General features: G+C 45.7%; 20 protein-coding genes and 2 pseudogenes. All 22 read left to right on the forward strand.

Annotation, left to right across the window (positions count from 1 at the left end; translation table 11 throughout):
- The first annotated feature begins 390 nt into the window (after positions 1-390).
- On the forward strand, positions 391-828 hold the full coding sequence (locus tag MOZ60_RS09755; protein WP_370596519.1) for a radical SAM mobile pair system MarR family transcriptional regulator: 438 nt from the start codon (positions 391-393) through the stop codon (positions 826-828).
- Complete coding sequence (locus tag MOZ60_RS09760; RefSeq protein WP_370596520.1) at positions 825-1,514, forward strand: radical SAM mobile pair protein A; 690 nt, start codon at positions 825-827, stop codon at positions 1,512-1,514. The genes MOZ60_RS09755 and MOZ60_RS09760 overlap by 4 nt, the downstream gene beginning before the upstream one ends.
- On the forward strand, positions 1,502-2,407 hold the full coding sequence (locus MOZ60_RS09765) for a radical SAM mobile pair protein B (protein ID WP_370596521.1): 906 nt from the start codon (positions 1,502-1,504) through the stop codon (positions 2,405-2,407). The genes MOZ60_RS09760 and MOZ60_RS09765 overlap by 13 nt, the downstream gene beginning before the upstream one ends.
- Before the next feature lie 366 nt (positions 2,408-2,773).
- The gene (locus tag MOZ60_RS09770; protein WP_370596522.1) at positions 2,774-3,223 is read left to right on the forward strand and encodes a hypothetical protein; all 450 of its coding nucleotides are present in this window, start codon (positions 2,774-2,776) and stop codon (positions 3,221-3,223) included.
- A gap of 21 nt (positions 3,224-3,244) precedes the next feature.
- On the forward strand, positions 3,245-3,721 hold the full coding sequence (locus MOZ60_RS09775) for a hypothetical protein (protein WP_370596523.1): 477 nt from the start codon (positions 3,245-3,247) through the stop codon (positions 3,719-3,721).
- A gap of 155 nt (positions 3,722-3,876) precedes the next feature.
- Positions 3,877-4,473 (forward strand): MobQ family relaxase, encoded by a 597-nt coding sequence (gene mobQ / locus MOZ60_RS11585; protein ID WP_371832655.1) that lies wholly within the window; start codon positions 3,877-3,879, stop codon positions 4,471-4,473.
- A gap of 223 nt (positions 4,474-4,696) precedes the next feature.
- A complete protein-coding gene (locus MOZ60_RS09785; protein ID WP_370596525.1) occupies positions 4,697-5,551 on the forward strand; it encodes a MerR family transcriptional regulator in 855 nt (284 codons plus the stop codon).
- A 309-nt stretch (positions 5,552-5,860) separates the two neighbouring features.
- On the forward strand, positions 5,861-6,001 hold the full coding sequence (locus tag MOZ60_RS09790; protein WP_445972112.1) for a Maff2 family mobile element protein: 141 nt from the start codon (positions 5,861-5,863) through the stop codon (positions 5,999-6,001).
- A gap of 462 nt (positions 6,002-6,463) precedes the next feature.
- Entirely contained in the window at positions 6,464-7,795 is a 1,332-nt protein-coding gene (locus tag MOZ60_RS09795) for a helix-turn-helix domain-containing protein (protein WP_370596526.1), read from the forward strand.
- 617 nt (positions 7,796-8,412) lie between these two features.
- Positions 8,413-10,332, forward strand: a complete 1,920-nt coding sequence (gene tet(W), locus MOZ60_RS09800) for a tetracycline resistance ribosomal protection protein Tet(W) (RefSeq protein ID WP_370596527.1) — start codon at positions 8,413-8,415, stop codon at positions 10,330-10,332.
- Between the two features lie 50 nt (positions 10,333-10,382).
- Positions 10,383-11,150, forward strand: a complete 768-nt coding sequence (locus tag MOZ60_RS09805; protein ID WP_002586626.1) for a class I SAM-dependent methyltransferase — start codon at positions 10,383-10,385, stop codon at positions 11,148-11,150.
- Positions 11,151-11,705: 555 nt separating this feature from the next.
- Positions 11,706-12,431 carry a MerR family transcriptional regulator gene (locus MOZ60_RS09810; RefSeq protein WP_370596528.1) on the forward strand — a complete coding sequence of 242 codons (726 nt, stop codon included), beginning with the start codon at positions 11,706-11,708 and terminating at the stop codon, positions 12,429-12,431.
- The gene (locus MOZ60_RS09815; protein ID WP_370596529.1) at positions 12,428-13,255 is read left to right on the forward strand and encodes a YhfC family intramembrane metalloprotease; all 828 of its coding nucleotides are present in this window, start codon (positions 12,428-12,430) and stop codon (positions 13,253-13,255) included. Before MOZ60_RS09810 ends, MOZ60_RS09815 begins: the two co-directional genes overlap by 4 nt.
- Positions 13,256-13,415: 160 nt before the next feature.
- Complete coding sequence (locus MOZ60_RS09820; RefSeq protein WP_370596530.1) at positions 13,416-14,135, forward strand: ABC transporter ATP-binding protein; 720 nt, start codon at positions 13,416-13,418, stop codon at positions 14,133-14,135.
- The gene (locus MOZ60_RS09825; RefSeq protein WP_370596531.1) at positions 14,132-14,785 is read left to right on the forward strand and encodes an ABC-2 transporter permease; all 654 of its coding nucleotides are present in this window, start codon (positions 14,132-14,134) and stop codon (positions 14,783-14,785) included. Before MOZ60_RS09820 ends, MOZ60_RS09825 begins: the two co-directional genes overlap by 4 nt.
- A 13-nt stretch (positions 14,786-14,798) precedes the next feature.
- On the forward strand, positions 14,799-15,233 hold the full coding sequence (locus MOZ60_RS09830) for a helix-turn-helix domain-containing protein (RefSeq protein WP_205839854.1): 435 nt from the start codon (positions 14,799-14,801) through the stop codon (positions 15,231-15,233).
- A gap of 311 nt (positions 15,234-15,544) precedes the next feature.
- Positions 15,545-15,790 (forward strand): hypothetical protein, encoded by a 246-nt coding sequence (locus tag MOZ60_RS09835; RefSeq protein ID WP_370596532.1) that lies wholly within the window; start codon positions 15,545-15,547, stop codon positions 15,788-15,790.
- Between the two features lie 84 nt (positions 15,791-15,874).
- Complete coding sequence (locus MOZ60_RS09840) at positions 15,875-16,366, forward strand: DUF6935 domain-containing protein (RefSeq protein WP_370596533.1); 492 nt, start codon at positions 15,875-15,877, stop codon at positions 16,364-16,366.
- A 58-nt stretch (positions 16,367-16,424) separates the two neighbouring features.
- Positions 16,425-17,333, forward strand: coding sequence for a spore germination YkwD domain-containing protein (locus MOZ60_RS09845; RefSeq protein ID WP_370596534.1), 909 nt, complete (start codon positions 16,425-16,427; stop codon positions 17,331-17,333).
- Positions 17,334-17,793: 460 nt separating this feature from the next.
- Positions 17,794-17,949 (forward strand): annotated as a pseudogene (locus MOZ60_RS09850) (LysR family transcriptional regulator); the annotation flags it as partial.
- 428 nt (positions 17,950-18,377) lie between these two features.
- Positions 18,378-18,572, forward strand: coding sequence for an IS66 family insertion sequence element accessory protein TnpA (tnpA, locus tag MOZ60_RS09855; RefSeq protein ID WP_370596535.1), 195 nt, complete (start codon positions 18,378-18,380; stop codon positions 18,570-18,572).
- A 135-nt stretch (positions 18,573-18,707) separates the two neighbouring features.
- Positions 18,708-18,961 (forward strand): annotated as a pseudogene (locus MOZ60_RS09860) (hypothetical protein); the annotation flags it as partial.

Genomic DNA, 18,961 nt, shown 5'->3' on the forward strand with positions numbered 1-18,961 from the left:
GCAGCATCCGTCTTTCTGAGAAGAGAGGCTGGTGCCGCTTTTTCTTTTAGAAAAAATGTGAAAGTTGGTCGGGCGTGGCTGTGGGAAGGCTTTTCTGTTTTTCACGAATTCCAAACATGATATACTAAGTAACGAAATTGTGCTGATGAGAAATGGATATCATTACTACTGATTTCAAAGCCACTTGGAAGAAGACAAGATACGTATACCAAGATATAAATCAGGATTGACTTATGTGAAAAGGGAGGCGGAGGAGAGTCTGCCGAGGAAGAAAACAGCGCGGTCGAACTGGCCATGAAATCGTAATTTACCTATTAAGACATATAAATTGTTGAAAATAAAGCTCCTATATAGTATGTTTTTAATAAACTACTATATAGGAGCTTTTGTATGGAAATGAATGGAGGATTTCTTGTCACCAAAATAAAGCGGCTTGGAGACCGGATTTTCGGGAAGATTCTCAGTGAAAAGAATATTGATGCGTTTAATGGAGCCCAGGGACGTATTCTTTATGTGCTGTGGCAGGAGGATGGTATCTCAATCAGGTCACTCTCGACTAAATGCGGATTAGCGATAACATCTCTTACTACGATGCTGGAAAGAATGGAAAATCAAGGGCTGATCAGCCGTGTTCAATCTGAAACGGACAAAAGAAAAACACTCCTGTTTCTAACTGAGAAAGCACATGCCTTAAAGGGCGAGTACGATTCTGTATCTGATGAGATGGGCAGTATTTACTACAAAGGTTTTTCTGAGGAAGAAATTACCCAGTTTGAGGAATACCTCGACCGCATCAGAAAGAATCTTGAGGAGTGGCAGAAGTCATGAGTATGTGTATCAAAGATCAGATTCAGAACATGAATATCGTCATTGGCTGCAAAGTGGGGTGTACATATTGCTATGCCCGCAACAATGTGAAACGCTGGCATATGATTGATGACTTCTCTGATCCTGAGTTCTTTCCAGGTAAGCTCAGGATGATGGAAAAGAAACGTCCGCAGAACTTTCTTCTCACCGGCATGAGCGATCTCTCTGGATGGAAGCCGGAATGGAGAGACGAGGTGTTTGCAAAGATCCGTGAAAATCCACAACATCAGTTCCTGTTCCTTACCAAGCGACCTGATTTGCTGGATTTTGATACCGATCTGGAAAACGCATGGTTTGGCGTTACGGTGACGAGGAAAGCAGAACTGTGGCGTATCGACGCACTTCGTAAAAACGTCAGAGCAAAACATTACCATGTTTCCTTTGAGCCGTTATTCGATGATCCCGGCACAGTTGACCTTTCCGGAATCAATTGGATCGTTGTGGGCACCATGACCGGAGCTCAGAGCAGGAAGATTCATACGAAGCCGGAATGGGCATGGTCTCTGACGGACCAGGCACATAGGCTCGGCATTCCGGTGTTTATGAAGGAAGACCTTGTCCCTATCATAGGGGATGAAAATATGATTCAGGAGATGCCGGAAGAATTTAATAAAGTGTTAGAGGTACAGAAATCATGGAAGAAGTAATAAATGGAATCCTCATTCGTGAGGTGGAAACAAAGAACATCATGACGAAGTCTAGTCTGCCGGTAGGCGGTTACTCGGTCAATCCCTATGTGGGCTGTACACATGCCTGCAAGTATTGCTATGCTTCTTTTATGAAGCGCTTTACCGGGCACAAGGAGGAATGGGGCACTTTCCTTGATGTGAAGCATTGGCCGGAAATTAAAAATCCGAAGAAATATGCCGGACAGCGGGTAGTCATCGGTTCTGTGACAGATGGCTACAATCCACAGGAGGAGCAATTCGGGAATACCAGAAAACTTCTGAAGCAGCTGATCGGCAGTGACGCAGATATTCTGTGCACAAAGTCGGATCTTGTGGTACGGGATATTGATCTGCTGAAGAAGCTTGGACGTGTAACCGTTTCATGGTCGATCAACACACTAGATGAAAATTTCAAGAATGATATGGACTCTGCTTCGAGCATTGAGCGCCGTATCTCTGCTATGAAGCAGGTATATGAAGCAGGTATCCGTACAGTCTGTTTCGTATCCCCGGTATTCCCCGGTATCACGGATTTTGAAGCAATCTTTGATCGGGTAAAGGATCAGTGCGATCTGTTCTGGCTCGAAAATCTTAATCTTCGAGGCAGTTTCAAAAAGACAATTATGGATTATATCGCCGGAAAATATCCTGATCTGGTACCGCTTTACGACGAGATCTATAACAAGCATAACCGCAGCTACTTTGAAGCACTTGAAGTAAAAGCTGAGAAAATGGCTAAGAAGTATGATTGTGCTTTTGTAGATAATGAAATGCCTTATGGCAGAGTCCCACAGGGGCATCCGGTGATCGTAGATTATTTCTATCATGAAGAAATCCGTGGGACAGAGAATACCGGAAAAAGAAATCGCTAACTTCCAGTTCAATGTGTTTTGCAATGTCGCTGATATCATTGTAGGTAATGGAGCAACATCATATTTCTGACAAATTCCCGAACAGCATGCCCCCGCTTTGACCAATTCCCAGACAGCATGAACCAGTATGATTGTTTTTTCTACTGTCTCGGGAGCTCGTGGAAACCATTGTGTTGCTATCACGCACAAACTCGTAGAAATCGCTGAATTCAATCACTTTTTCGAACATTTCACCTTCGACAAAACGGCTTGGTCTGACCGCGGAAAACGGGTGGAAAAGTACATCACAGTGGTGATAGCTTTAGACCTCGTTACAGTAGCAATGTAAAACCAGATTCAGAACAGACCCAGGATTTTGCAAGTGCTGTGTATGAAATTCAATCTTTAACAGATGCTCCGACTACACTTAGTGATATTGGAGATACGGGAAGGGTGTTAACATTAAATACCGTTAATCTGGTCAAAGATTTATCAGGATTACCTAATGATTTAACCAATATTAACACATTGATTTATAACGTTATTCATGATAATTATTCTTCTGGGGCAAGTGCGGAAACCATTATTCAAACGATTAATGATTCATTAGGCTCGGAACAAGTAGAAACAGTTGTAGAGGACTACATTGACCTATGTGTGACGGGATTTTTAGCTGTGTTGGCCACGACCCCGCCTTTAGTTGGTTTTGGCATCTCAATGACAGTTTTTTACTATGACTTCTATTCCAGCATATTAAATAAGGCCAGGCTTGCTGCTTTGCAATATTCGTATAGTAGTCGGGTGGCATTGAGATTAGAAAAGGTGCTATTCGGATAAATAGGCAGAGATATATGCACAATGGGAGGAGAAAAAGTGTTATTGCAAATTCTGTTATTTTCAATACCTTGTATTTTCCTTTTTATTAAGGTCACACACATTAAGAAGCCAGTCAGAGATATTCTCTTGATTGCAATCCTTGTATTAATTAGTTTTCTTATTTCAAATTTTGGTTACTTGTTTGAATATCTTCCAAATAAATCAGATTACATTCCAGCACAAGCGATAATTACCCAAAAGTATCATACAAGGAAAGGTATTCTTAGCCGTGGAAGTATTTCAGTAGAGTTTGAGGGAGAAAAAGCAAGAGCAGATAGTGTAACTATTAATTGTTATGAAAATGTCGGGGACAGCATTGTTGTTGGGTTAAAGATTAATAACGGAAAGATAACGAGTGCTGTAAGAACGGAATTATCTATAACATCACGTAATTTGGCGTGGCTAACATTCTTATTTTGGGCTATAGTTTTATGTCTCAAGCAACCTAAGAACAAATAGCATTCAGTTTGAACAAAATAGAAAAGAATTATGTCTCTTGCATTCTTAGAACAGTCGTACACTCATATTATCCCGCCCGCTGCAAAGCAGGCGGGATTATTCTACCCTAAACGGAGGGATGCAAACCCCCCTGTCCCCACTTCAACACAGCCATCATCAAGCGCAGCGAAGGACGCTCTGCTGTTGCCGCCTCTGCCTACCTCAGCGGCACACGGCTCTACTGCGAGTACGACCACCGATTCCGGGACTACTCCCACAAGCCGGCTGTCATTCTCTCAGAAGTGCTGCTTCCGGAACGTGCGCCGCCTGTATTTGCCGACAGAGCTGCGCTCTGGAACAGTGTGGAGAACGCAGAAAAGCGCTATGACAGCCAGCTTGCCCGGCGAATCATTATCGCCCTCCCCAAAGAGTTGTCTCACGAGGACAACATTGCTCTGGTTCGCCAGTATTGCCGGGAGCAGTTTGTGAGCAAAGGAATGTGCTGTGATTTCGCTGTCCACGATGAAGAGGACGGCAATCCGCACGCCCATGTGCTGCTCACCATGCGTGGTCTGGATGAGCAGGGAAAATGGCTCCCCAAGAGCAAATCCGAGTTTGAGCTGGACGAAAATGGACAGCACATTCGTCAGAAAAACGGTCGCTGGAAATGCAGGAAGGTCAACACAGTTGACTGGAATGACCAGAAGTATTGTGAGGTCTGGCGGCACGAATGGGAACTGCTGCAAATTAACTTTCATGGGCTATCTTATTAGATGCGTTATGGTATCGTGAAATTGAGAAAAGTAAAAGCCAATTATCCGAAGCCAAAATTCAATTATCTGAGAAGAAAACTCAACTAACTTTAGCAAACATCAATTACAAGAAGGATAGGAAGTTGATCTTACCAGTGCAGTTTTGAAGCAATACGCTGCTTTCAAAAAACCTCTTGACTGCTCCCTCAGGGGGTGGCTTATGGTTTAGCTGGAGGTGATGCTTATGTATATCAATGAAGCCGCAAAATTATCTGGAACAACGAAAAAAGCGATTGAATACTATTGTCAGAAAGGACTGCTTGATCCTGCAATATCAGAGAATGGGTACAAATCCTTCTCTGCAGAAGATGTTGAAAAACTGAAAAAGATTTCGCTTCTGCGAAGTCTTGGCGTATCTGTTGCTAATATCGCGGAACTGGTTAATAAAGGTGATAGTTTGGCTTTTTGGAAAATCATTGATACTCAGCGGCGTGACCTGCAGAGAAGAAAAGAACAGAACGATCTTCTGAAAGAGTTGGCGTCATCTTTGGACTGGAATGCTGTGAAGCTTAAAGCAGCCGCGGCGGAATGCCGGGAATCTGTAATAGAACGCTTGATGATCGCCTTTCCGGGGTTCTGGGGAAATTATTTATCGCTCCATTTCCGCGAATTTTTAGTGAATCCGATCGAAACCGAAGAACAGGAGAATGCCTATCATGAAATCTGTGATTATCTTGATAGCATACACATGGAAATCCCCGATGAATTAGAAGACTATCAGGATTCCCTGAATACTCTGGACAGTCAGGAAATCTTCTTGAATACAAGGGATGCTCTATCAGATGTCATAGATGATCCAGAAAACTGGCTGGTAAATCATAAAGAAATCATCGAGCGGTATCTTAAGTTTCAGGATACTGAAGAATACCGAAATTCAGATGGAGCTAAGCTTAAGGAAGTGTTAAAGAGGTTCAATCAAGAGCAGGGATATAACAGCGTTTTCATTCCTGCAATGAGAAAACTTAGTCCTGCTTATGATGAATATGTTTTAAAGCTGCAGAAAGCGGATCAAGCCTTTTCACAACGTTATCAGCAATAAACAGGTTTATCATGCCGCATACAAATGAATATCTACTTTAGCCGGAGACACTCATTGCAGCGCTCTCCAGTTTCTTATTCCCCGGAAATGTCGGGATCATATCGATACCGCATCATCAGATGCGGAATACATGGCGGTCAGACGTCACCTGTGAAGGCATCTGGCTGCTTGTTTTGTTTTCAGGATTTGGTTGATCAGGATTGGTGCAGACGCACGAGAGAATAGAAGTCCTTTGCATCACCAGAGACAGAAAACAGAGAATCACATCCATATGCATTGTCAAAAAGGCACAGATCAAAGGAGGAACATATGGGATTATTCAACTCAGCAGTAGGCGTACTTCAGACACTCGTGATTGCTCTTGGTGCAGGTCTTGGTATCTGGGGTGTCATCAATCTCATGGAAGGATATGGCAATGACAACCCCGGCGCAAATGCTCATGTACGGTAAGGAAGCAAGCAACCGAAAACAAGAGATAGACCGCCAGCACTACACTATTCCGAACCAAAGACCAAAAGATAAGCATTGTGGGAAAATCTAAACTTTTGGATTTTCCTACAATGCCAACTACGGCGGAATCCCTCCCACTCCTTATATCTTTCTGTATACATTGAATTTGTATTTAGTAAAATGCAGACAACACCACGGATCGGCTTTTGGTTGGACAATTCCAACCAAACACCACAGCAGACAGCAGAAAACATTCTGAACGCTAGGAAGCCGGTATGATTGTTAGGTGAATTGAATTTCAAAACGCAATAGTGTTGCATTAAGTCATGCAGGCGCAGCCTGCCAGGAACCTCAGGCGTAGGCCGCAAGGCCTGCCCTGGGGTTCCTGCTTTTCTTCACCAAAATCCTTATTCGTACAATCGACTCCTGAGTGCCCATCGTGGGCGGAAAGGAGTCATTGCTATGACAAAAAAGAAGCATCTCTCATTGGAAAACAGAGAGGTGATTGCGCAGGGTATTCCTGCAGGTGATTCAGCTGGAAGAATCGCAAGAAGGATTGACGTCTCCACTTCAACGGTTACACGTGAAGTGAAGGCAAACAGAACTATTCGCGAGAAGAAATTAACAGGCAAAAGCAAACCCTCTATTCGCTGTGCTAACTATCAAGATTGCCAGAAAAGTGGCAGTGCTTGTAAGAAATGTTCCACGAGGCTCACGACCTGCAAGCACTGCAAGACGCGCAGCTGCATCGCTTCCTGTCCTGACTTTAAGCGCAAGATGTGCCCCGATACCGAGCGCTGGCCCTATGTGTGCCCGGAAAAGTGTTCGAAGCGCGCCTACTGCGGCTTTCCTAAGTGCAGCTACGACGCTGAAGCGGCAGATGCAAATTACCGGGTGCGTTTGGCGTCCTCGCGCGAGGGTATCGATATGAGCGACGAACAGCTTCTATCGCTTGACAAAATCGTGACGCCGCTCGTCAAGCAAGGGCATAGCTTTGAGGCGATTTGCTTTACCCATGAAGAAGTCGGGGTATGCGCCCGCACCCTTTACAACTACCAAGATAAAGGTCTTTTAAGCACCGCGAACATCGAGCTGCCTCGCAAGGTGCGCTTAAAGCCCCGCAAGAAAAACAGCCACGCAGGTCGCGATCGCGTGGACCGCGCAGGCCGCACCTACGATGATTTTTTGGCATTGCCCCTAGAGGAGCAGGTGCGGGTTGTGCAAGGGGATTCCGTGTGCGGCTATGAGTGGAATGAGCATGATGTTTTAAGCCTTCATATGGTTGCTTATGCGTTCCAGTTCTACCTCCGCAAGCGCCATGCCGACTCAGAAGCTGTTGTTAAGTGGCTTGACGTAATCGAGCGCGCATTGGGATCCCGCGAGGCTTTCAAAGCAATCTTTCCCGTTCTTCTGCTTGACCGGGGCGTAGAGTTTGATGATTGGGAGGGCATGGAGCGCTCGTGTTTGGAGTTTGGCAGGCGCCGCTGCCGTGTGTTTTACTGCGATGCCATGGAATCAAATCAGAAGTCGCAGGCAGAACGCAATCATGAGCAATTACGTCGCATCTTGCCGAAAGAGCGCACCGACTTCGATGCTTTAAACGTCTACGACATCGCTACGTGCTGCTCTCATGTTAATTCCTACCCAATTGCAGGTCGCGGTGGCAAGTGCGCCTTCGAGCTTGCCGCAAGCATCCTGCCCGTAGCTTTGCTTGACGAACTCGGTATTGCGCGCGTGCCAACAAACGAAGTCATCCTAAAGCCCTATTTGATGAAGCACGCTGTAGAGCAATAGCGCGCTGAAAAAGCAGTTGCCCACTAGGCCCTTGTTGTTGCGTTAAGTCTTGCGCTTCCGCACAGGTGGGTCTGCGCGAGCATGCCCAAATTCGCCTTGATCCGAATCGGGATTCTTTCAAATCAATGATCCGAGTGATTAAAACCGCCTTCTCGCAAAGGTAACCGCAACGGTTTTGAATAAGATCTGCAGGATAAAACGCAATGTTGCATTTACCTTTGCAGCGTTGCGTTTAGTTTTTCGAGTGACCGGTATGATTGTTACATATAAGGGGAAGAAAAATTTCTTTTAGGTACTTGCTTTCCTAAAACTGATGTGATACAATGATTTATTCCAGAAAAGGAGTAAAAAATATGCGGCAAGGTATTCTTAAATAAAACTATAATCAAATAGTGGGAACAAAGGATTATGATAGTCCCTTTTGTAGGGGCTTAGTTTTTTGTACCCAATTTAAGAATACTTTTGCCTTATCAATTTTGACATATCCCCAAAAACAGCACTCACAAACAGGTGTATGCTGTAATGTGTATGTCCGCAAATTATCATCCCCAGTGGTAAAAGTATTTTACTGCTGGGGATTTTTATGCCCTTCGGGGCAGTAAAGGGAGGACAATCACATGAAAATAATCAATATTGGAATTCTTGCCCATGTAGACGCTGGAAAGACGACCTTGACGGAGAGCCTGCTATATGCCAGCGGAGCCATTTCAGAACCGGGGAGCGTCGAAAAAGGGACAACGAGGACGGACACCATGTTTTTGGAGCGGCAGCGTGGGATTACCATTCAAGCGGCAGTCACTTCCTTCCAGTGGCACAGATGTAAAGTCAACATTGTGGATACGCCCGGCCACATGGATTTTTTGGCGGAGGTGTACCGCTCTTTGGCTGTTTTAGATGGGGCCATCTTGGTGATCTCCGCTAAAGATGGCGTGCAGGCCCAGACCCGTATTCTGTTCCATGCCCTGCGGAAAATGAACATTCCCACCGTTATCTTTATCAACAAGATCGACCAGGCTGGCGTTGATTTGCAGAGCGTGGTTCAGTCTGTTCGGGATAAGCTCTCCGCCGATATTATCATCAAGCAGACGGTGTCGCTGTCCCCGGAAATAGTCCTGGAGGAAAATACCGACATAGAAGCATGGGATGCGGTCATCGAAAATAACGATGAATTATTGGAAAAGTATGTCGCAGGAGAACCAATCAGCCGGGAAAAACTTGTGCGGGAGGAACAGCGGCGGGTTCAAGACGCCTCCCTGTTCCCGGTCTATTATGGCAGCGCCAAAAAGGGCCTTGGCATTCAACCGTTGATGGATGCGGTGACAGGGCTGTTCCAACCGATTGGGGAACAGGGGAGCGCCGCCCTATGCGGCAGCGTTTTCAAGGTGGAGTATACAGATTGCGGCCAGCGGCGTGTCTATCTACGGCTATACAGCGGAACGCTGCGCCTGCGGGATACGGTGGCCCTGGCCGGGAGAGAAAAGCTGAAAATCACAGAGATGCGTATTCCATCCAAAGGGGAAATTGTTCGGACAGACACCGCTTATCCGGGTGAAATTGTTATCCTTCCCAGCGACAGCGTGAGGTTAAACGATGTATTAGGGGACCCAACCCGGCTCCCTCGTAAAAGGTGGCGTGAGGACCCCCTCCCCATGCTGCGGACGTCGATTGCGCCGAAAACGGCAGCGCAAAGAGAACGGCTGCTGGACGCTCTTACGCAACTTGCGGATACTGACCCGCTTTTGCGCTGCGAGGTGGATTCCATCACCCATGAGATCATTCTTTCTTTTTTGGGCCGGGTGCAGTTGGAGGTTGTTTCCGCTTTGCTGTCGGAAAAATACAAGCTTGAAACAGTGGTAAAGGAACCCACCGTCATTTATATGGAGCGGCCGCTCAAAGCAGCCAGCCACACCATCCATATCGAGGTGCCGCCCAACCCGTTTTGGGCATCCATCGGACTGTCTGTTACACCACTCCCGCTTGGCTCCGGTGTACAATACGAGAGCCGGGTTTCGCTGGGATACTTGAACCAGAGTTTTCAAAACGCTGTCAGGGATGGTATCCGTTACGGGCTGGAGCAGGGCTTGTTCGGCTGGAACGTAACGGACTGTAAGATTTGCTTTGAATACGGGCTTTATTACAGTCCGGTCAGCACGCCGGCGGACTTCCGCTCATTGGCCCCGATTGTATTGGAACAGGCATTGAAGGAATCAGGGACGCAGCTGCTGGAACCTTATCTCTCCTTCATCCTCTATGCGCCCCAGGAATACCTTTCCAGGGCTTATCATGATGCACCGAAATACTGTGCCACCATCGAAACGGCCCAGGTAAAAAAGGATGAAGTTGTCTTTACTGGCGAGATTCCCGCCCGCTGTATACAGGCATACCGTACTGATCTGGCCTCTTACACCAACGGGCGGAGCGTATGCCTTACAGAGCTGAAAGGATATCAGGCCGCTGTCGGTCAGCCGGTCATCCAGCCCCGCCGTCCAAACAGCCGCCTGGACAAGGTGCGCCATATGTTTCAGAAGGTAATGTAAAGATACATAATCGTCAAGACGGCAACAATCAGAAGTTATGGAGGGTAACAATGGAATATAGTAAGGAAGATTTAATGGAAGCAAAAAAGCAAATTTGGGGAGTGGGAGAGAACATGGGAACAGAGGAAAGTAAAAAAATCTGGGAGGAGAACGCACAATTTTGGGATAATGCAATGGGTGACGAATCTAATGAATTTCACAGAGAGGTAGTGCGTCCCAAAGTAACGGAACTTCTATCTCCTAATCCTGCGGATTACATTTTGGATATTGCGTGTGGCAATGGAAATTATTCTTCGTATCTTGCACAAAGAGGCGCTTCGGTTGTCGCTTTTGATTACAGCAAAAAAATGATAGAATTGGCTAAAAGACGGCAATCACAATATGCAAAACAAATTGAATTTTGTGTGGCGGATGCGACCGATAGAAAAAGTATATTAGAATTAAAAAGAAATCGAGCCTTTACGAAAGCAGTTTCTAATATGGCAATTATGGATATTACGGATATTGAACCACTTCTTATGGCTGTTTATGAACTGTTGCAGGAAAGCGGAATTTTTGTCTTTGCAACGCAACACCCTTGTTTTGTCACGTTGACTGAAAAATATATGACACCGCACAGTTACTATGATATAGCGATTGAAGGGCAACCGAAAGAGCAGATTTATTATCATCGTTCCATACAAGATATTTTTAACCTTTGTTTTAGAGCTGGATTTGTCATTGATGGATTTTATGAAGAATGTTTTAAAACCAACAAAGAAATTCCTATGGTAATGATAGTAAGGCTTAAGAAGGTAAAACGTGATAGCTTAAAATAAATTCAAGTTTGTTGATGCAGAGCAGAGGCGGTAACTATTGATAAGTTTCCGCAAACCGATGAGGTAAAAAAGAGAGCAGTTCAGACGTCTCAACGCATGTTGAGACCGTGGCTCTGCTAAAAAGAACAAATTGAAAGAGGACCGAAAAAGCCCGTGTTTAAGCCATTTCTGTGGCATCCGTCTTTCTGAGAAGAGAGGCTGCTGCCGCGTTTTCTTTTAGAAAAAATGTGAAAGTTGTTCTGACGTGACTGTGGGAGGGCTATTTAGATGAATTTTTAACTGTCGAGACGGTATGTCTTTTGTCCAAACTATCTGAGACAAAGAATCACATCGGAGTGAAGGTCGATATGGACGAGGTGGATGTGGCGGCGGAGAGTGAGGACAGTCGGTCGCCGGAGACGCCGAAGGAAAAGGAAGACGCGATCATAGAGGCATTCAGGCATTTTCAAATGATCTGATGGTTCTCTGTCTTTTCTTGAAAAATCCCCCTGTGTAAGGTGTTGCTTGTTACGCAGCGTCATGTTGCATAATTCATGGCGAAAGGAGGCAAAGGCTATGTCAAAATACTCGACAGGAGAGGTTGCAAAGCTCTGCAGCGTCACTGTCCGGACGGTCCAGTACTATGATACAAGAGGGATCCTGATTCCCAGCGAACTTTCCGAAGGCGGAAGGCGGCTCTACTCGGAAGATGATCTGAAGCGCATGAAGATTATCTGCTTTCTGCGTGAACTGGATCTTCCCATCGGCGCGATTGCTCAGATCCTGAAGGAAGAGCATCCTGAAAAGGTGATCTCCCTGCTGATCGAACAGCAGGAGAAGGCTCTTTCAGATGAAATCACTGACAAAGAGGAAAAGCTTCTGAAGCTCCGTGAGCTGAAAAACGGACTGAAAGGCAAAACAGAATTCTCCCTCGAAACGATCGGTGACATAGCCGTCATTATGGAAGGCAGGAAAAAACTGAAGAAACTGCATCTGATGATGCTCCTGACCGGGCTCCCGCTCACGGCGCTGCAGTGTTTTTCCATCATCTTCTGGATTGTCAAAGGTATCTGGTGGCCGTTCATGATCTGGCTCCTGGCGGCGATCCCCTGGGGGATCCTGATCAGCCGATACTATTTCGCGCATGTGAAATACATCTGTCCGGAATGCCATGAGGTATTTAAACCCACACTGAAGGAAGCCTTCTGGGCAAATCATACCCCCACAGCCCGAAAGCTTACCTGCACTTCCTGCGGTCACAAAGGCTTCTGTGTGGAAGTCTGGGGAGGTGATGGCGAATGAGCGTATTTGAGAATATTGTTATCGGTAAAAGTGCCGTTCCGTCTCTGACCATCACCGTTATTCTGATGATCGCGATCGCCGTATGCTTCTTCATCTGCTGGCGCAGGAAGCATAAAGAACAGACAAAGATTAGCTGGCTTATTGCCGGTGCTGCCGGTTTTGTCATTTCTGCCCGGATACTGGAAGCGGGCGTACACTATTTCTGCATCGTGTCAGACAATCCTGTTTCGCGCTTCATTAACGGAAACACAGCCGCCTTCGTCCTTTATGGGATCACGATGGCAGGAATTTTCGAAGAATGCGGACGGCATATCATTCTGAAATACATTCTGAAAAAGGACCGTACCCGTGAAAATGCGGTGATATACGGAATCGGCCACGGTGGGATCGAGATCCTGACGGTCTTTGTGCCTGCTATGATCCTCTATCTTGCCATCGCAGTAATGTTTTCTCAGGGAGATACGGAGACCGCGCTTAAGACCCTGAATATTACGGAAGAGACCGCAGCCGCAGCGCTTCCTTCCGTACAGGCAGCTGCTGCGTTTGACTACGCCATGATGGCCATGAACGTCATGGAGCGGCTGCTGGCGATGTTAATACAGATCGGACTTACGGTCATCGTATATTACGGTGTTGTCAATGCAAAGAAGCTCTGCCTGCCCGCGGCCATTCTGCTGCATATGCTGGCAGATACCTTTCCAGCGCTGTATCAGAGAGGCATTCTGCCTCTGTGGGCAGTTGAAATATGGATTGCCTTCTGGACACTGATGATGATGCTTATTGCGGCTAAGCTATACAAAAGAATGTCGGAAATTGTTCATTAGCAATTCAAACACTTCATGCAGGCAGGAAAACAGGAGGATTGCAGACGGATAATGCAACCAGATGCAACAAAATACGTGATATATTGTCATGTACGGTTAGTAGAACCCGACGCAATCAGACTTTACAATATTCATGAAAGTCATATTTCTGGAGGACCACATGGATATTGTAGAAGTAAAGAATATCTGTAAGACCTATCAGTCTTTTCAGATGAAAGACGTGTCCTTCTCGCTGAAAGAAGGCAGGATCACTGGATTCATCGGGCGAAACGGTGCCGGGAAAAGCACCACGATCAAAGCCATGCTGAATCTGATCCATACTGACAGCGGCAAGATCTTTTACTTTGGAATGCCGCTTGCCGGAAATGAAGCAAAGATCAAGCAGCGGATCGGGTATTCCACCGGAGCAGTCAGCTGGTTTCCGAGAAAGACGATAAAGACAATCGTCAGCACTACTAAATCCTTTTATTCAAACTGGGATGAGGATGCTTATCGCCACTATATGGCGATGTTTGGTCTGGATGAAGGAAAGAAGCCCATGGAGCTTTCAGAGGGAATGAAGGTGAAGTTCAATCTTCTTCTGGCGCTTTCCCACCGGGCAAAGGTGCTGATTTTAGATGAGCCGACCAGCGGGCTGGACCCATTTTCCCGGGATGAGCTCATGGAAGTGTTTCAGATATTGAAAGAACATGGAGTTACGATCTTCTTTTCAACACATATCATCTCAGATCTGGAACGGTGTGCAGATCATATCATTTATATCAGTAATGGTGAGATAAAAGCGGACTGCTCCATGATGGAGTTCATGCAGAGGAATGGCCGGCATGAGGAGACCCTGGAAGAGAGTTTTCTGAGGCTGGAGAGGGAGGCGAGGTCATGAATGCTTTATTGCGGAAGGAAATACGGCTCTCCTCGTTACCGCTGACCTGGCTGTTCATCAGCTTTGGCGCCATGACACTGATCCCGGGCTATCCGATCCTCTGCAGCGTATTTTTCATCACGCTGGGGATTTATCAAAGCTTCCAGGGTGCTAGGGAAGCAAACGATATCCTGTATTCTGCACTATTGCCGGTGGCAAAGAATGATGTAGTCAAGGGAAAATATCAGTTTGTTATGACGGTCGAGCTCTGCGGGTTCGCCCTGATAACTGTTCTTACCCTGCTCCGAATGACAGTCCTTAAGGATGCATCCGTTTACAGGCAGAATGCGCTGATGAATGCCAATCTGTTTTACCTGGGCGCAGCCCTGTTTGTGTTCGGATTATTCAATGCAATCTTTGTGGGCGGTTTTTTCAGGACAGCCTATACGCTTGGGAAGCCCTTTGTCATATATATCATTGCCGCATTTCTGATGATCACAGTCTTTGAAGCGCTGCATCATTTCCCGGGACTTGCGGCTGTCAATGCTTTCGGCTTTGACCATATCATTTTGCAGATATCATTGCTTCTTGGCGGAGTCCTGTTTTATGCGGGAATAACATATCTGTCGTATCAAAAGGCCTGCGCGGATTTTGATAAGATCGATCTGTAGTAAGGAGGAACGCATGCTGAAAGACAATCTGGTGATGCTTCGAAATCTCCATGGGTTTTCACAGGAAGCGATCGCTGAAAAAATAGGGATCTCCAGACAGGCGTATGCTAAGTGGGAAACCGGTGCGACGGTCCCCGATATTGAAAAGTGTTTATCACTGGCAGAAGTATACGGGACGACCATTGACAGCCTGATCAGGACGGAATCCGTGGAAGGACTGGGGATCATTCCACCCGCTCCCAGAGGAAAAAATATCTGGGGTTCTGTTGCCGTAGGCGAAAGAGGCCAGATCGTCATCCCGAAGGGGGCAAGAGATCTGTTTGGACTGACGGGAGGACAGCGCATGGTCGTTCTCAGTGACGAAAATGGAATTGCCCTGATTCCGGAGGAAGTGTTCATGTCGAATATGAGAAATGCAATGGAGCGGAGTCTTGAAAAGCAGGATTAAGGAAGGTTGATACGAATTGAAGTGAACCCCCTTTTTACAAAAGTGTTTCTACATGCACAAACTTGAAGTTATTTATACGGTAATACTTCTAATCTGGTTGCTGACCGTTATGAGCCTTCCATGCACAGTCTGTGATTTCCATATTTGTAAAGGTTGCCAAAAAAGATGAATCCTCAGCACTACACGCATAAATACCGAAACTAATCTCCTTTGGAACATTGAACATATGACATATCCTCATTTGTTTATTGTAAAAAACAAAAGTAAGATAAAACATACATATAGTATGTGTATGAGTTGTGTGCACAGTCGTGAAAAGAGAGAAACAGTTTTTGGCTTTGGGAATATTGCTTGTGACGGGAATAATCTTAGCAATACCGGCTCTTTCAGACAAAAATGCGGTTCGGCTTATGATTTCTGAAAAGATTATTGCACTGTTTCTGATGATTGACTGCTTTGAAAGCGACGGTACAGGAGCAGATGTTATGACTGGATTTGTGATGCTTGCTGCGGTTGTAATTATATATCTGTGTGAACGGACTTGTAAAAACGATTAGATTTTGTGTGATAATTAAGTAGAGGTTTCATGTTGGTTGCTTATGAAGTCGGCTTTTTGAAGCTGATTTCGGGAAGGAGTTGTTATGAAAAGAGTAACGGTAACCATGAACAAACTGCCAAAGAGCGTGCTGGAGCTGAAAAGTGAAGCAGAGAAGATGCACTCACCGGAAGGAACAGCGATTCTTACCATTGCAGCACTCTGCCTGTATCCGGAAAATCGTGATGAGTCGCTTGCAATGCTCGATTATTTAAGAGGTCCGAGACCGTTAAGTATCGCGGAGAAGCAATTCATCCGGGATCGATTTATGGATAAGGACTATGTGCCGCGCTCTTATTTTAAGGGCGCAACTCCGGACAATGACTACACGCCGGATCTTCCATATGAACTGGAAGTGATTGATCAGGAGCTGCCAGAAGAGGACGGGTATGAGACGCGCTATTTAAGAAGTGGAGGAGCGGATTCACCTCGCCCGATTAAGTTCAGAAATAAACCATCTACAGGGGAGTGGTTTTTATGGGAACAGCTGTTGCTTGCAGGAATCAGGGAGCCGGCAAGTAAGGATCCGTGGAGGTAACGGGAAGCTGACAAGTAAGTTTCTACGGAGGTGACGGGGGGAAGATTGTGAGTCGCGTATGGGTAATATATTAAAAATTGTTTTACGCGTCGGGGGTGTAATTCTTGCCCTTTTTGCAGTTCTGATTGGTGTAACAGTCTATCAGAACAGTAGTTTAAAAGAACGAATAGACAACAGCAAAAAAGTTAAGGAGAGCAAGATGACAAAATTTGAATATTCGGTTGGCGGTGGAATGCGCGGAGAATCGAGCACTGTCACCGTCAGTGTTGCGGATGAGAACTCCTGCCTGATTACGGAGACTGATAAGGAGTATTATGCTGCAAGGAAGGTTGTGCACGAATACCGGACGGAAGAGGATCTGCTTGGGGAAATCGAGGACATTTTCCGCGAAAATAAAATGCAGAAATGGAGCGAAAAGGACCTGAGGGGTATTTTTGTAGCAGATGGAGCGTCTGAGAGTTATCGCTTTTCTTTTACAGATACTGATGTATATTTTTCTTCGCAGTATTATCCAAAAAAATATAGTGAAAAGCTGGCTAAGATTCATGAGGTGATTGAATCAAGAAAGAAGGAGGCAGAACAGCTTCCTGCACTGAAGCTTCCAGTGGGTGAGTCAGAGGATCAGGTGAGCCCGTCAGCGGAAATTTATCCGACGGATGGATATTTAGGGCTTTATCTTGAATCTTACGAGCAGAATGAATTACATTTTGTGATTCGAAACGGGCGTAAAGAGGCGTTTTCAGGAATTGGCGAGAATGGCTTGAATGCGAATGTTTCTGAGGTGAAGATCATCGATTTGCGAAGTCAGGAGGAGCTGCCGCTTCTGTCTCCACGTTACGGATATGGTGGAGCCTGTGCCGGGGAGAATATTGGAGAAGGCTATGTGACGCCGGAAAGCTGGTTGGAACCTGGACATTACGAGTTACGAGTGGAGAATCTTGCCTGTGAATTTGAAATCGTGAAGTGAGAGTTTAAGAAAGAGTGAAAGTATGGTACCTGTCAATGTAATTGTGGCGCTTGTCATTGTCGGGCTGTTTTGTATTTTGATGCCGGCAGGGCTTTTAATCTTCTGGCACAAAAAGACGAAAACGCCTGTGGTAAATGCCCTGATTGGATCATGCAGGAATCGATACCGGAACCGTGCTTCTTGCAAGGGCGTTGCCGGAAGGAACTCGTTACATGTTTTCAAAAGTCTATAAACCCTAATCTATCAAAGCTTTTGACGATGTTCTTATTATTTTGACGATTGATAGAATCGATAAAATCGCCTTCAAATAACCAGCCTTTTTGCGGATAGATTGAGCGGTTATCCGGAACCTGTGTCTTCCTGCATCATTGACATGTGATGAAAAATGATAAAGCAATTCTCTGAATCATAGAGAAGGAATCTATGATTCATTATAATGATTCTGCAAAAGGAAGAAATCATGGATCTCAGAGTACTTGAATATTTTCTGGCAGTCGCTGATGAGGAAAATATCTCCCATGCGGCGGAATTGCTGCATGTGTCTCAGCCGACAATCTCCCGGCAGTTAATGAATCTGGAGGAAGAACTCGGCAGGAAGCTTTTTGTGCGCACAAATAAATTTGATAACTTAAATCAAGCCCTTTTTCGGAGTTTTCTTCGATAAATTCATAAGCTTCAGAATTTTTCTGATCAGCCACCACGAAAAGAGGAGACAGGCTCCCCGGTTTTGAAAATTCGTTCTATAATCTGCTTAGGAACGGAAAGTTGAGCCGTTCTTCATAAGCGAATAAATTACTACCAATAGTTTATCCGCCGCAGCGATATTGGCAGCTTTGGGCTTCAATGGTGAGACAGCCTGCTGCCTTTTCTTTTGGTTGAACTGATAGATAGAATCTCCCTTTTTCAGCCTGTAGTTGCACGTGACTGCCAGATAAACAGTAAGCGCTCGATAATCCGTACCTGTTAAAAAGAGAGACACTCTGGCAAGATGAGTCCGTAAAGTCCAGGGATTTTCGGGACTTGACAAAGGAGAGTGATGTCTTTATGGAGCGGGTTACCCATGCTATGCGGGCACAGTATTGGGCTGGCGTTATCAAGGAATGCAACGAAAGCGGAATGAAGAAGAAGGTGTGGCTTGCCCAGCACAATATCAGTGAAAAAGCTTTCTACCGATGGCAGCAGAAGCTCAGAATGCAGGTAGGTGAATACACCGATATGGCGAAGCCGGGTTTCCGGTGAAACCAAGGCCAGTTTTCTGGAGTCAGATTCGGAGTGATTCCGGACCTCCAAGGCCACCTGAAATTGACGAATAACCTTCTTTCTATAATGGCAATGAGGCTGGTTGCCTCACTTGTGCGAAAGGAGGTTATTTTCATGTCAAAGTACAAGGATATCCTGCGGCTTCTATCAACCACAGGACTCTCGGGAAGACAGATTTCCGCCCAGCTACATGTTGGCAGGGAGTCTGTAACTGCTGCCCGAGAAGCCGCGTCATCACTAAATCTGAAGTGGGAGGAGGTGAAGGAAAAAAGTGAAGACGAAATTCGCAGAATGCTTTTCCCAAAGGCAAAAATTGAATCTATTCAGGTAAAGCCGGATTTCAAGGAAATGCTCAAAGACTATGATCG

Source organism: Grylomicrobium aquisgranense (assembly GCF_033971865.1).
Lineage (GTDB): Bacteria > Bacillota_I > Bacilli_A > Erysipelotrichales > Erysipelotrichaceae > Bulleidia > Bulleidia massiliensis.